The organism is Comamonas squillarum (genome assembly GCF_025309455.1).
In the GTDB taxonomy this organism is placed as follows: domain Bacteria; phylum Pseudomonadota; class Gammaproteobacteria; order Burkholderiales; family Burkholderiaceae_C; genus Comamonas; species Comamonas squillarum.
This window is the reverse complement of sequence record NZ_CP104377.1, coordinates 4,563,763-4,577,180: the sequence shown is the minus strand read 5'-3', so window position 1 is coordinate 4,577,180 and position 13,418 is coordinate 4,563,763. Positions and strand designations below refer to the sequence as shown.

Annotated in this window: 8 protein-coding genes, 1 tRNA gene and 1 pseudogene; 8 read left to right on the top strand and 2 right to left on the bottom strand. The window is 62.9% G+C overall.

Annotated features, from left to right (window positions below; all coding sequences use genetic code 11):
- Positions 1–137: 137 nt before the first annotated feature.
- The 7 genes from fdnG to N4T19_RS20765 all read left to right on the top strand — a co-directional run bounded on the left by fdnG (position 138) and on the right by N4T19_RS20765 (position 9,542).
- Positions 138–3,200 carry a formate dehydrogenase-N subunit alpha gene (gene fdnG / locus N4T19_RS20795; RefSeq protein ID WP_182345050.1) on the top strand — a complete coding sequence of 1,021 codons (3,063 nt, stop codon included), beginning with the start codon at positions 138–140 and terminating at the stop codon, positions 3,198–3,200.
- A gap of 9 nt (positions 3,201–3,209) precedes the next feature.
- On the top strand, positions 3,210–4,151 hold the full coding sequence (fdxH, locus tag N4T19_RS20790; protein ID WP_116924605.1) for a formate dehydrogenase subunit beta: 942 nt from the start codon (positions 3,210–3,212) through the stop codon (positions 4,149–4,151).
- On the top strand, positions 4,148–4,810 hold the full coding sequence (locus tag N4T19_RS20785) for a formate dehydrogenase subunit gamma (protein WP_116924604.1): 663 nt from the start codon (positions 4,148–4,150) through the stop codon (positions 4,808–4,810). Before fdxH ends, N4T19_RS20785 begins: the two co-directional genes overlap by 4 nt.
- 121 nt (positions 4,811–4,931) lie before the next feature.
- The gene (gene fdhE, locus N4T19_RS20780; RefSeq protein WP_182345049.1) at positions 4,932–5,897 is read left to right on the top strand and encodes a formate dehydrogenase accessory protein FdhE; all 966 of its coding nucleotides are present in this window, start codon (positions 4,932–4,934) and stop codon (positions 5,895–5,897) included.
- Positions 5,898–6,007: 110 nt separating this feature from the next.
- A complete protein-coding gene (gene selA, locus N4T19_RS20775; RefSeq protein ID WP_260718915.1) occupies positions 6,008–7,435 on the top strand; it encodes an L-seryl-tRNA(Sec) selenium transferase in 1,428 nt (475 codons plus the stop codon).
- Positions 7,432–9,357, top strand: a complete 1,926-nt coding sequence (selB, locus tag N4T19_RS20770; RefSeq protein ID WP_260718914.1) for a selenocysteine-specific translation elongation factor — start codon at positions 7,432–7,434, stop codon at positions 9,355–9,357. The genes selA and selB overlap by 4 nt, the downstream gene beginning before the upstream one ends.
- 89 nt (positions 9,358–9,446) lie before the next feature.
- Positions 9,447–9,542: transfer RNA gene (locus tag N4T19_RS20765), tRNA-Sec, on the top strand.
- Positions 9,543–9,814: 272 nt separating this feature from the next.
- On the opposite strand, the pseudogene N4T19_RS20760 reads toward N4T19_RS20765, so the two are convergent.
- Positions 9,815–10,908, bottom strand: a pseudogene (locus N4T19_RS20760) (acyltransferase family protein).
- Positions 10,909–11,046: 138 nt separating this feature from the next.
- Complete coding sequence (locus N4T19_RS20755) at positions 11,047–11,985, bottom strand: acyltransferase family protein (RefSeq protein ID WP_116924599.1); 939 nt, start codon at positions 11,983–11,985, stop codon at positions 11,047–11,049.
- Between the two features lie 292 nt (positions 11,986–12,277).
- On the opposite strand from N4T19_RS20755, the gene selD reads away from it, so the two are divergent.
- Complete coding sequence (gene selD, locus N4T19_RS20750; RefSeq protein WP_116924598.1) at positions 12,278–13,345, top strand: selenide, water dikinase SelD; 1,068 nt, start codon at positions 12,278–12,280, stop codon at positions 13,343–13,345.
- The last annotated feature ends 73 nt before the right edge of the window (positions 13,346–13,418 follow it).

Here is a 13,418-nt window from a genome sequence, read left to right as displayed (position 1 = left end):
GTCCCACTCGTATTTTTACCAATTTGTCAAACGTGATGAATACCCGGAATGCCCAACTATTCTGCTTTCAGAGGGAGAAGACTACAATTTGTGTCGTAAGCATAGAAAACAAGCATCCTTCATTGAAAGGACACCCCATGGTGCAATTCTCCAGACGCCAGTTCATGAAAGTGACTGGTTCGACTCTGGCGGGTTCCAGCCTGGCAGTGATGGGCTTCTCGCCCGCCACTGCGCTTGCCGGAGTCCGTCAGTACAAGCTGGTCGGCAGCACAGTGACACGGCAAACCTGCACGTATTGCTCTGTTGGCTGCGGCATTTTGATGTACTCGCTGGGCGATGGCGGCAAGAACGCCAAACTCTCGGTGATCCACGTCGAAGGCGATCCCGACCACCCCGTCAACCGCGGCACCCTGTGCCCCAAGGGCGCATCGCTGCTGGACATCGTCCACAGCCCCAACCGCCTGCTCTACCCCGAATACCGCGCGCCCGGCTCCAATGAGTGGAAGCGCCTGTCCTGGGATGAGGCCCTGACCCGCATTACCAAGCTGCTCAAGGACGATCGCGACGCGAACTTCCTCGAGAAGACCGATGATGGCCTGACGGTGAACCGTTGGACCTCGACCGGCATGCTGGCCGCCTCGGCCTCCAGCAACGAAGCCGGTTACATCACCTACAAAGTGGCCCGCTCTTGGGGCATGTTGGCGTTCGATAACCAAGCCCGTGTCTGACACGGCCCGACGGTGGCAGGTCTTGCCCCGACGTTTGGCCGTGGAGCGATGACGAACCATTGGGTCGACATCAAGAACGCGGACGTTATTTTGATCATGGGCGGCAATGCCGCTGAAGCCCACCCTTGCGGCTTCAAATGGGTGACCGAGGCGAAGGAGCACAACAAGGCTCACTTCATGGTGGTCGACCCGCGCTTCAACCGCTCGGCATCGGTGGCAGATTTCTACGCCCCTATCCGCTCCGGCTCGGACATTGTTTTCCTCGGCGGTGTGATCAACTACCTGCTGACGAACGACAAGATCCACCACGAGTACGTGCGCAACTACACCGACTTCACGTTCATCGTGCGGGAAGACTTTGCGTTCGACGAAGGCATCTTCTCGGGCTACAACCCGGAAAAGCGCACCTACGACAAGGCCAGCTGGGACTACGAGCTGGGCGAGGACGGTTACGTCAAGACCGACCCGAGCCTGCAGCACCCGCGCTGCGTCTACCAATGGCTCAAGCGCCACTACGCCAGCTACACGCCTGAGAAGGTGGAGAGCGTCTGCGGCACGCCCCAGGCCAAGTTCCTGCATGTCTGCGAAAAGCTCGCATCGACGGCACAAGCGGGCCGCGCGGCAACCATCCTGTATGCCCTCGGCTGGACCCAGCACTCGATCGGCGCGCAGATCCTGCGCACCGGCGCCATGGTGCAGCTGCTCTTGGGCAATATCGGTGTCGCCGGTGGTGGCATGAACGCCTTGCGCGGTCACTCCAACATCCAGGGGCTGACCGACCTGGGCCTGCTGTCCAACGCACTGCCCGGCTACCTGACGCTGGCCAACCAAGGGGAGCAGGACTACCAGAAGTACATCGACGCGCGCACGCAAAAACCTTTGCGTGCCAACCAGATGAGCTACTGGCAGAACTACCCCAAGTTCCACGTCAGCCTGATGAAGGCTTTCTGGGGACCGGCTGCAACCAAGGACAACAACTGGGCCTATGACTACCTGCCCAAGCTCGACAAGCAGTACGACATGCTGCAGATTTTCGAGCTGATGAACGAAGGCAAGGTCAACGGCTACATCGCCCAGGGCTTCAACCCGCTGGCGGCGCTGTCCAACAAGAGCCGTGTGCGCAACGGGCTGGCCAAGCTCAAGTTCCTGGTCGTGATGGACCCGCTGGCCACCGAGACCTCGGAGTTCTGGAAGAACTACGGCGAGTACAACGACATCGATACCGCATCGGTGCAGACCGAGGTGTTCCGCCTGCCCACCACCTGCTTCGCAGAAGAAGATGGCGCCGTCGTGAGCTCCTCGCGTGTGCTGCAGTGGCACTGGAAGGCCTCCGAGCCCCCAGGCGAGGCCAAGACCGACATCGCGATCATGTCGGCGCTGCACCTGCGCATGAAGGCGGCCTACCAAAAGGACGGCGGCAAGTTCCCCGATCCGATCCAGAACCTGTGGTGGCCATATGCACAGCCCGCGCACCCTTCGTCCGAAGAGATTGCCAAGGAGTACAACGGCCGCGCACTGACCGACCTGACGGCGCCCGATGGCAAGGTGCTGCGCCCTGCCGGCCAGCAGCTGTCCGGCTTTGGCGAGCTGCGTGACGACGGCTCCACGATGAGTGGCTGCTGGATCTGGACGGGCAGCTGGACCGAGGCGGGCAACCAGATGGGCCGCCGCGACAACAGCGACCCGACCGGCATCGGCAACACGCTGAACTGGGCCTGGGCCTGGCCGGCCAACCGCCGCGTGCTGTACAACCGCGCATCGGCGGATCTGGAAGGCAAGCCTTTCAACCCCAACCGCACCTTGGTCAAGTGGAATGGCTCGACCTGGGGCGGCGCGGACGTGCCCGACTACGGCCCGACCATCAAGCCCGAGACCGGCACCGGCCCGTTCATCATGAACCCCGAAGGGGTGGCACGCTTCTTTGCCCGCAAGGGCATGAACGAAGGCCCGTTCCCGACGCACTACGAGGCATTCGACAACCCGCTGGGCTACAACCCGATGTACCCGAAGAACGACAAGGCGGTCAGCAACCCGGCCGCCCGCGTCTTCCCGGCCATCTGGGAGACCTTCGGCAAGGCAGACGAATTCCCGCATGTGGGCACGACCTACCGCCTGACGGAGCACTTCCACTATTGGACCAAGCACGCGCTGCTCAACTCCATCATCCAGCCCGAGCAGTTCGTCGAGATCGGCGAGGCGCTGGCCAAGGAGATCGGCATCGCGACGGGCGCGATGGTCAAGGTCAGCTCCAAGCGTGGCTACATCAAGGCCGCTGCGGTGGTGACCAAGCGCATCAAGCCCATGCAGATCGAAGGCAAGACGGTGCACCACGTGGGTATCCCTATCCACTGGGGCTTCAAGGGCCTGACCAAGCCTGGCTTCCTCGCCAACACCCTCACCCCGTTTGTGGGTGATGGCAACAGCAACACGCCAGAGTTCAAGACCTTCCTCGTGAAGGTTGAGAAGATCTAAGGAGCAGCGATGTCATCTCTTCAATCATTGGATATCAAGCGCCGCTCCGCCACCACCACCCCATCGCCCAGCGTGCGCAGCCCGCATGGCGGTGAGGTGGCCAAGCTGATCGATGTCTCCAAGTGCATCGGCTGCAAGGCCTGCCAGACCGCCTGCATGGAGTGGAACGATCTGCGTGACGATGTGGGCACGGCAGCGGCCGGGGTGTACGACAACCCGACCGACCTGACGGCCAACTCCTGGACGGTGATGCGGTTTTCCGAGTACGAAAACGAAGCCACCGGCAACCTCGAATGGCTGATCCGCAAGGACGGCTGCATGCACTGCGAAGACCCGGGCTGCCTCAAGGCCTGTCCCTCTCCCGGTGCGATCTTGCAGTACACCAACGGCATCGTGGATTTCCAGGAGGAAAACTGCGTGGGCTGCGGCTACTGCGTGACCGGCTGCCCGTTCAACATTCCGCGCATCTCCAAAAAGGACCACAAGGCCTACAAGTGCACGCTGTGTTCGGACCGCGTGGCCGTGGGCCAGGAGCCCGCCTGCGTCAAGACCTGCCCGACCGGCGCGATCATGTTTGGCACCAAGACCGCCATGCAAGAGCGTGCCGAGGAGCGCATTGTCGACCTGAAGGAGCGCGGCTTTGACAAGGCTGGCCTCTACGATCCGCAAGGCGTGGGCGGCACCCACGTGATGTATGTGCTGCACCATGGCGACAAGCCCTCGCTCTACCACGGCCTGCCCGATGATCCATCGATCAGCCCCATGGTGAGCCTGTGGAAGGGTGTGGCCAAGCCGCTGGCGCTGGCAGCGCTGGGCGTGGCCGCTGTCGGCAGCTTCTTCCACTACATCACCAAGGGCCCGATCGAAGTGCCCGAGGAGCTGGAAGAGGAAGAGGCCGCCAAGGCGCGCGCGGACAAGGGCGCCGACCACCACGAGGAGTCTGGACGATGAAAAGCAAGACCCGTGATCTCCAACGCTACACCGCTGGCGAACGCGTCAACCACTGGGTGGTCGCGATCAGCTTTGTGCTGCTGGCCTTGTCGGGCCTAGCGTTCTTCCACCCCTCGTTCTTCTTCATGACGAACCTGTTCGGTGGCGGCCCCTGGACCCGCATTCTGCATCCCTACATCGGTCTGGTGATGACCGTCGGCTTCGTGCTGATGTTCTTCCGCTTCTGGCAGCTCAACATCATCCGCAAGAACGATGTCGAGTGGCTCAGGAATGTGCCCGCGCTGGTCAACGGCGAGCACGAGAAGATGCCACCGGTGGACAAGTACAACGGCGGCCAGAAAGTGCTGTTCTGGATGCTGGTGGTGTGCATGGCGGGCCTGTTGGTGACCGGCGTGCTGATGTGGCGCGCCTGGTGGAACCTGCCGGTGAACGTGGTGCGCGCTGCGGCGCTGCTGCATGCGCTGTCGGCCTTCGGCCTGATCGGTCTGATCATCGCCCACATCTACGCGGCCATCTGGACCCAGGGCACGATCCGCGCGATGACGCGCGGCACGGTGACCCGCGCCTGGGCGCGCTTTCACCACCCGCTGTGGTACCGCCGCATGACGGGTGACACGGCGGACCTGGACAAGCCCGCCAGCCACAAGCACGGCGCCTGATGCGCCCCCTGGGCATGCCCCGGCGAGCAGCCCAGCGCTGCGCCGGGCCAGGCCCTCCCTGCTCCCCAACGCCGATAGCCCCGCCAGGTCTATCGGCGTTGATTTTTGAGAAAATCCCCGTATGCAACGCATTCTTCAACCCGGTGAGATCGAGTCGCTCGACCACACCAGTTTTCCACGCGTGCTGCTGCCCAATACCAGCAGTCTTTTCCTCGACCGTGCGCAGCGTATTCGCCAACTGGCCGACGGCAACCCGATTGCAGACTACCTGCTGTTCATCGCCAAGCTGGTGGATGCCCAGCACAAAGCAGCCCAGGGCCTGCAGGTGGCTGCCCCCGATGCAGCGGCCATCGCCCAGGCTCAGCAGTACTCGTCGCCGCTCTTGCCGGCCGCTGACCACCTGGACCCCATCTGGCACCAGGTGCTGGACGGCATGCTCGCCCAGTTGGCCAGTGCCGATGGCCTGCCCGAGGCCTTGCAGCCGCTGATTGGCGAGCTGCAGCGCTGCAACACCGACGACCGCAATGCGCTGGCCAAGCGCCTGCTGACCAAGGAGCTGGCCGCGCGCGATGTGGGCCTGGCACCTTTTGTCATGGCGGCCTTGCAAGTGGTGTTTGCCACCCGCGCCAGCCAGCTGCGCCTGGCCGACATCCCCTTCACCGACCCGGCCACCATCTGCCCGGTCTGCGCCAGCGAGCCGGTCGCCGGCGTGGTACGCATTGGCGGCAAGATGGCCGGCCACCGCTACCTGCACTGCGGCTGCTGCGCCACCGAATGGCATATGGTGCGCGTCAAATGCAGCCACTGCGAATCGACCAAGGGCGTGCGCTACCAGGGCCTGGAAGGTGGCAAGGATGTGGTGCTGGCCGAAACCTGCACCGAATGCGGCAGCTACCGCAAGCTGGTCAACCAGGAAAAAGACCCGCTGGCCGAGCCGCTGGCCGATGACCTGGCCAGCCTGATGCTGGACCTCTTGATGAGCGAGCAGACCGCGTTCTCGCGCGCCAGCGGCAACCCGCTGCTGTTTGTCGCCGTGGCCGAGCCGCAAGCGGCCGATGCCGATGGCAGCGTGCCCGATCTGCACTGAGCGCGTGCCGAGCACCTGAACGTTTTGGCACCATGCCATACTGGACGATGGCGCTGCCCGCTGCAGCCCATCGTTTTTTTGTTTCAGCCCTTGTTTGAGCTTGTTTGCCCATGAACGCACCGTCCCACCTGCCCTCTGTTGACAAGCTGCTGCAGCACCCGCGCACCGCTGCGCTGGTGGACAGCTATGGCAAGACCCAGTGCACGCAGGCCATCCGCGCAGCGCTGGGCGAGGCGCGCAGCCGCTGGCTGGCAGAGGCGGGCAGCAACGCAGAGGGTGCCGATGCCTTGCTGGACGCTGCCGAGCAAAAGCTCCAGCAGCTGTTTGCGCCGCGCCTCAAGGCGGTCTACAACCTGACCGGCACGGTGCTGCACACCAACCTGGGCCGCGCGCTGCTGCCGCAAGAGGCTATTGACGCGGTGGTGCAGGCGCTGGCGACCCCCAGCAATCTCGAATACGACCTGGCCGACGGCGGCCGGGGCGACCGCGATGACCTTGTCGAAGACCTGGTCTGCCGCCTCACTGGCGCCGAAGCCGCCACCATCGTCAACAACAATGCGGCAGCCGTGCTGCTGGTGCTGTCCACCTTGGCACGCGACAAGGAAGTGGTGGTCTCCCGCGGCGAGCTGGTCGAGATTGGCGGCGCCTTCCGCATCCCCGATGTGATGACGCGCGCCGGCGCCCGCCTGGTGGAGGTAGGCACCACCAACCGCACCCATGAGAGAGACTACGAGGCCGCGCTGGGCGAGCACAGCGCTGCGCTGATGAAGGTGCACTGCAGCAACTACGCGATCAGCGGCTTTACCAAGTCGGTGGCCGAAGCCGATGTGGCGCGCATCGCCCATGCGCGCCAGCTGCCGCTGATCGTGGACCTGGGCAGCGGCACCTTGGTCGACATGCGCGACTGGGGCCTGCCCTATGAGGTGACGGTGCGCGAGACCATCGAGGCTGGCGCCGATGTCGTGACCTTCAGCGGCGACAAGCTGCTGGGCGGCCCGCAGGCGGGCATCATCGTCGGTAGCAAGGCCTTGATCGCCCAGATCAAGAAGAACCCGCTCAAGCGCGCACTGCGCGTGGGCAAGCTCACCCTGGCTGCGCTCGAGCCGACCTTGCGCCTCTATCTGCACCCGGAAAAACTGGCCGAGCGCCTGACCACCTTGCGCCTGTTCACCCGCCCGGCCGCTGCCATGGAGCAGCAAGCGATCGCGCTGCAGGCGCCACTGCAAAGCTTGCTGGGGCCGGACTATCGGGTGGAGCACGCCGCGATGACCAGCCAGATCGGCAGCGGCGCATTGCCCGTCGAGAGCCTGCCCAGCCACGGCCTGGTCGTGCGCCCCCAAGAGCGCAAACGCGCCGGGCGCCTGCTGCTGCAGCTCGAAGCCGCGCTGCGCCAGCTGCCGCGCCCGGTGATCGGCCGGCTGCGCGACGATGCGCTCTGGCTGGATCTGCGCTGCCTCGAAGCCGCTGACCAGGCCGACTTTGCCGCCAATCTGCAGCAGCTGGCCCTGGGCAGCACCCCAGCGGACGGTCAGGCATGATCATCGGCACCGCAGGCCATATCGACCATGGCAAGACCACCCTGGTGCGCGCGCTCACCGGCGTGGAGACCGACCGCCTGAAGGAAGAAAAGGCGCGCGGCATCTCGATCGAGCTGGGCTACGCCTACACCCCGCTGGCCAATGGCGATGTGCTGGGCATCATCGATGTGCCCGGCCATGAGAAATTTGTGCACACGATGGCCGCCGGCGCCGTCGGCATCGACCATGCCTTGCTGGTGGTGGCTGCCGATGACGGCGTGATGCCCCAGACCCTGGAGCATCTGGAAATTTTGCAGCTGCTGGGCATCCGCCAGGGCACGGTGGCGCTCACCAAGGTCGACCGCGTACCCCGCGACCGCATCGATGAGGTGCGGGACGAGATCACCGCCATCCTGGCCCGCAGCAATCTGGCCGATGCGCCCGTCTTTGAAACCGCAGCCGCGCTGCCCGATGACCCGGGCGTGCGGGCGCTGCGCCAGCACCTGCACCAGCAGGCCCAGGCCATGCCCCAGCGCGCCAACAGCGGGCTGTTCCGCCTGGCAGTGGACCGGGTCTTCAGCCTGCCCGGCCAGGGCACGGTGGTGACCGGCACCGTCTTCAATGGCCAGGTGGCCGTGGGCGACAGCCTCGTGCATTCGGCCAGCGGCGCGCCCGTACGCGTGCGCAGCATCCATGTGCAGAACCAGGCGAGCGAGCACGGCCTGGCCGGCCAGCGCTGCGCGCTGAACCTGGCAGGCATTGCCAAGGAGGCCATCACGCGCGGCGACTGGATCATGGACGCGCGCCTGCGCCAACCCACCCAGCGTATCGATGTGCGCCTGCATCTGCTCGCCGATGCAGCGCCGCTGGCGCAGTGGTCGGCTGTGCACCTGCACCTGGGCACCATGCGCTGCACCGGCCATATCGCCTTGCTGCAAGATGGCGACCTGGCCCCGGGCACCGAAGCGCTGGCCCAGCTGGTGCTGGATGCCCCCGCCCTGGTGCTGCCGGGTGACCGCGTCATCGTGCGCAATGCCCAGGCCAGCCGTACCATTGCCGGCGCCATGGTGCTCGATCCCTATGCGCCCGCCCGCAAGCGCCGCAGCGACAGCCGCATGGCCTACCTGGCCGCCTTGGCGCACTGGATTGATACCGCCGACACCGGTCCGCTGCTGGCCGAAGCCCCGCTGGGCCTGGCCCGCTCACTACTGGTACGGCTGACTGGCACGGCGACACCGGTCGTGGCCGAGCACTGCACCCACCTGCCGCTGCCCGATGGCGATGCGCTGCTGGTAGACAGCCAGGCCTGGCAGACGTTGCAAGACCAGCTGCTGCAGGCGCTGCACCGCTTTCATGAAGTCGCCCCCGATGAGCACGGCATCAACGCAGCCCGGCTGCGCCGCATGGCCCTGCCCGCGCTGCAGCATGGCCCGCACGATGCGCTCTACCACGGCCTGCTCGATGCGCTGATCGCCGCCGGCCAGATCGCCAGCAGCGGCGCCTGGCTGCACCTGCCCGGCCACCAGGTGCAGCTGAGCGAGGCCGAGCAGGCCCTCGCCCAGCGCTTGATGCCAGCGATCACCGAAGGCCGCTTTGACCCGCCCTGGGTGCGCGACCTGGCCCGCGACCATGGCGCCGGGGAGGAGCTGGTGCGCCAGCTGCTCAAAAAGCTCTCGCGCCAGGGCCTCGTGTTCCAGGTGGTCAAGGACCTCTTCTATGCCGCCCCCTCCATGGATGCGCTGGCGGCACTCACCGCAGAGCTTGCCCAGCAGGCCGAGCGCGGCGAAGTGCAGGCCCATGCCTTCCGCGATGCCACGGCCCTGGGCCGCAAGCGCGCCATCCAGATCCTGGAGTTCTTCGACCGCGTGGGCTATACCCGCCGCGTGCGCGATACGCATGTGCTGCGCCCGGGTGTGCGCTGGCAGGCGGGCGCAACCTCGTAAGCCACCCAAGGGTCTGCGGCAGCGCCAGCCGCAGGCGCCACGCAGAGCCGCTACAATCGGCCATCTTGCCCAACACGCACGTGTTGCAGGGAAGGCAATCGTGCCCGGTGGCGCGGCCGGGCTTCAAACCCGGTGAGGGGTGTCAGCCACTCCTGGGTTGGTTCGACTCCAGCTGTCTTCCGCCATCTCGGTCTCCGTACAGGTGGTATGCGCTCAGTCAGGTAGCGCTCTTCTGATCCCCCGCTTATGAGCACTGCAGCGCATGGCTCCTAGTCCTGATGCTTGCGCCGGGAATTTCTCAAATCCAAGGCAAGTTTTCTGGCTTCATGCACCTTAGGGACGCATTCCTCCGCAATAGCTACCCACGGCTCCACCGTCAAAAGACGCCTTGCGTCTTATCTCCATCCGCATCCAACCCGCATGGCGAGGGCTATGCAAAGGACCCTCTGCAAATGCGTTATCGCAACTGTTGATTTTTGTAGAGTGGTTGAAGAACAGGCTGGGCAGGGACAGTGGGGTGCAACCAGTGGTTGATTTTTTGGCGGCAAAACATGTAGACCGGCCGCTCCACCCAGTGGTAGTAAGCGGCTGACACCAGTAGCAATGCAACGAGGACACCAACGACAATCAAAAGCTGCACCTGGCTATGCCAGCTGTGCCAAGGCAATAGCGTCAACATCATGCTGAATACCAGGATATGCAGCAAATAGATGGCGTAAGAATAGTCACCAAATTTTGCCAGCGCCAGTGCGATCTGGCTGCGCGGAGAGGGCAGCTTCAACGCCATGCCTACGATCGCCATTGCTGCGCCGCCCATCAATACTGCGCGCTCAGGCCAATAGTGAAAATTGGCCAAACCATAGGGATAATCTTCAAAATGGGGCATGAAATAGACAATCAAGGCAATCCATGCTGCAGCCAGCAAGGCCCAAAACTTCCATGATGCGCGCGAAGGGCGTTGCAGGTACTGGTAGAGGAAGTAGCCCATGAAAAATTCTGCCACAAGGGGAGCCACATAAAAGAGCCGAATCCAGTTTTGCTCGATGCCTCCATCTGCGGCAGAGCGATGCGCCAACAAGTAGAGGTTGAGCACAACGAGTGCCGCAAACAGAGTTTTAATAAAGCGCTGGCGATGCCATTTCGGAAACAACAAGACCAGTGACAAGACCACGTAAAAATACAGCTCAAACATCAGTGACCAGATGGCAATACTGACAAGGCCTGCAAGATCGGAAAAGTAGAGAAAAAAGATGCTTGCAGCTGAATGTGGGGATCGAGTTGCTGCGTTAGTTTTAAGTAAATGACATAGAGCAGCATGGCCGGCCACCAGCCTGTATAGATTCTTGAAAATCTAGCCAGCAAAAATGCAGTGGCAGTGCGTGGCCCATGGCCCATATTTTTGGTGGAATGCGCCATGATCACGCCACTGATGACGAAGAAAACATCCACCCCGGCATAGCCAAAGTTGATGACAGCAGCCACCAAAGGTGTCGCATCCGAAAAAATACCGAGTATTGCACCATGAAAAACTACTACCCAGAGGGCTGCCATCAGCCGGAGTATTTGTATCTGTTTAATCATTTCACGGTTTTACATGGGGATGTGAGGACCGACGCGTAGGCGGCACCAGAGGCCGGGACCAGGCGATGGCCGGGTGCTCGATAAAGACCCAGGAAGCCAGCGCCAGCATCAACACGATGACCAGCGCCACGACGATATATATATCGGTTTGGAAATCCCATGCCTTTGACTGATCTCGGTGATGGCCTGCTGCACCAGGAATGCATAAATGTGGATGCCGTAGGACAGATCTTGGTCCAGCCGAATGCGGGTCAAAGGCTTCCAATAGGCAAGCAGAAAAACGGCACAGGGCAAGCAAAGGAAGACACTGCCCTGAACGATCGCCAGGGTGGTGCTGGTACAAGCAATGACAAAGCCCACCAGCATTGGCGGTACCAGCCATAGCCTGCGGTCCACCGGGATGTAGTTAAAAGCGGCTCCTGCGAAGAACATCGTGGCGAATTGCCAGAAATCTCGCCAGCTGATCGCGCCCTCATCCAGCGCGGGGATTTTCACCAACAGAAAAGCAGCGGCCGACACGGCCACTACTAGCACAAGAATCCGGCGAGAGAGCCCTAGCGTCATGCCGAATAAAACCAGCAGCACATACATCAAGACCTCGTACTTGATCGTCCACAACGAGCCGTTTACCGCGTTCTGAATTGGATTGTGCGCAAACACCCCGGGGAGGTCATTGAGTGTCGCAAGGCCTGTTCCATAGTTGACAAACAGCCCCCAGGTCTGCCCCGAAGACAGAAAGCTTTTCAGGTCCAGCGTCGTCATGAGCCCACCAATGACAAACACGGATACGAAGGCTGCCGCCAGCAGCCCAGGGAAAATTCTCAGCGCCCGTTTGATGCCAAACGCAGTCCATTGCGCCGTTCGGCTCCAGCTTTGGACATTGAGATAGCCGCTGATGAAGAAAAAGACATAGACCGACAGCGAGCCCATGCTGTAGGTATTGTTGAAAAATGGGGTGATCTGCAGGTCGTAGAAGAGCGAGCCATGGGCCCAGAAAACGCCCAGGGCCGCCATCAGTCGCAGCAGGTCAAAGTTATTCTCTCGCATACCCCTGCCTCAATAGGATCCCGCAGAAAAATCCGAGAGCATACCCGATGCGACACGGGTCAGCGCTTCCCTGACGACTATCGATGCTCGGCTTTTAAGCTGTCTGGTTGCCACAGCCAAGGTGGCACTGAATTCATCGGAGCCACTTTTGGCCCCATCGGCGAGTGCTGCCGCTTTGCCCCTCACGCGCAATGCAGCATGGCGCACGCCTGCCCGCCAAATGCCGATAATGGTGGGCCGCCATGGGCGGCACCGCTTTTCTCGCCAGTCTGTTAGCCCTGAGGATGCCCGTATGAATGCCCCTACCGCCACCCTGCCCACCTCGCCACGCCTGACCTCGCTGTCGCATGGCGGCGGCTGCGGCTGCAAGATTGCCCCTGGGGTGCTGGCCGATCTGATGAGCCGCAGTGCGGTGCCCAAGCAGTTCTATGCACAGCTGCTGGTGGGCACCGAGACAGCGGATGACGCGGCGGTCTACCAGATCAATGACACGCAGGCGATTGTTGCGACCACCGATTTCTTCATGCCTATCGTCGATGATCCCTATGACTTTGGCCGCATTGCTGCGACCAATGCGCTGTCGGACATTTACGCGATGGGCGGCACGCCGCTGATGGCGCTTGCCATTGTCGGCATGCCGATCAATGTGCTGCCCCACGACGTCATTGCCAAGATTCTGGAAGGCGGCGAGGCCGTCTGCCGCGATGCCGGCATTCCGCTGGCCGGCGGCCACTCGATCGACTCGGTCGAGCCCATTTATGGCCTGGTCGGCATCGGTATCGTCAACCCAGCGCAGCTCAAGCGCAACCGCGATGCCCAGGCGGGCGATGTGCTGATCCTGGGCAAGGCCATCGGCGTGGGCATCCAGTCCGCGGCCTTGAAAAAAGGCCTGCTCAGCGACAGTGACTACGCCAGCATGGTGCGCACCACCACCCAGCTCAACCGGCCTGGCGCTGCTCTGGCGCAACTGGCCGATGTGCATGCGCTGACCGATGTCACTGGCTTTGGCCTGCTGGGCCATACCCTGGAACTGGCACGCGGCGCGCAGCTCACAGCCGTGATCGACAGCCAGGCGCTGCCGCTACTGCCTGGCGTCCTCGATCTTGCCAAGCAAGGCGTGGTGACCGGCGCATCGGGCCGCAACTGGGCGTCCTACGGCCATGATGTGGCAATGGGCGCGCAAGTGCCCGATGCGATGCGCAGCCTGCTGACCGACCCGCAGACCTCCGGCGGCCTGCTGGTCTCCTGCGCGCCGGAGGCTGCCGGTCAGGTGCTCGAACTCTTCAAAGCACAGGGCTTTGCCGATGCCTGCGTAGTCGGCCATATGCAGGCCGGCGAGGCGCAGGTCGTGGTGTCGTAACACCGCAGCGCCTGGATGCAAAAACGCCTGCTGGATGCAGGCGTTGTGGTTGGGGCCGCGATAAAGCCGGTAT

What these genes read in the sequence shown, in the direction of transcription:
- selD (WP_116924598.1), top strand. Translation starts at nt 12,278, where the DNA reads ATGAATGCCCCTACCGCCACCCTGCCCACCTCGCCACGCCTGACCTCG.
- selA (WP_260718915.1), top strand. Translation starts at nt 6,008, where the DNA reads ATGAACGCACCGTCCCACCTGCCCTCTGTTGACAAGCTGCTGCAGCAC.
- N4T19_RS20755 (WP_116924599.1), bottom strand. Translation starts at nt 11,985, where the DNA reads ATGCGAGAGAATAACTTTGACCTGCTGCGACTGATGGCGGCCCTGGGC.
- selB (WP_260718914.1), top strand. Translation starts at nt 7,432, where the DNA reads ATGATCATCGGCACCGCAGGCCATATCGACCATGGCAAGACCACCCTG.
- fdhE (WP_182345049.1), top strand. Translation starts at nt 4,932, where the DNA reads ATGCAACGCATTCTTCAACCCGGTGAGATCGAGTCGCTCGACCACACC.
- fdxH (WP_116924605.1), top strand. Translation starts at nt 3,210, where the DNA reads ATGTCATCTCTTCAATCATTGGATATCAAGCGCCGCTCCGCCACCACC.
- N4T19_RS20785 (WP_116924604.1), top strand. Translation starts at nt 4,148, where the DNA reads ATGAAAAGCAAGACCCGTGATCTCCAACGCTACACCGCTGGCGAACGC.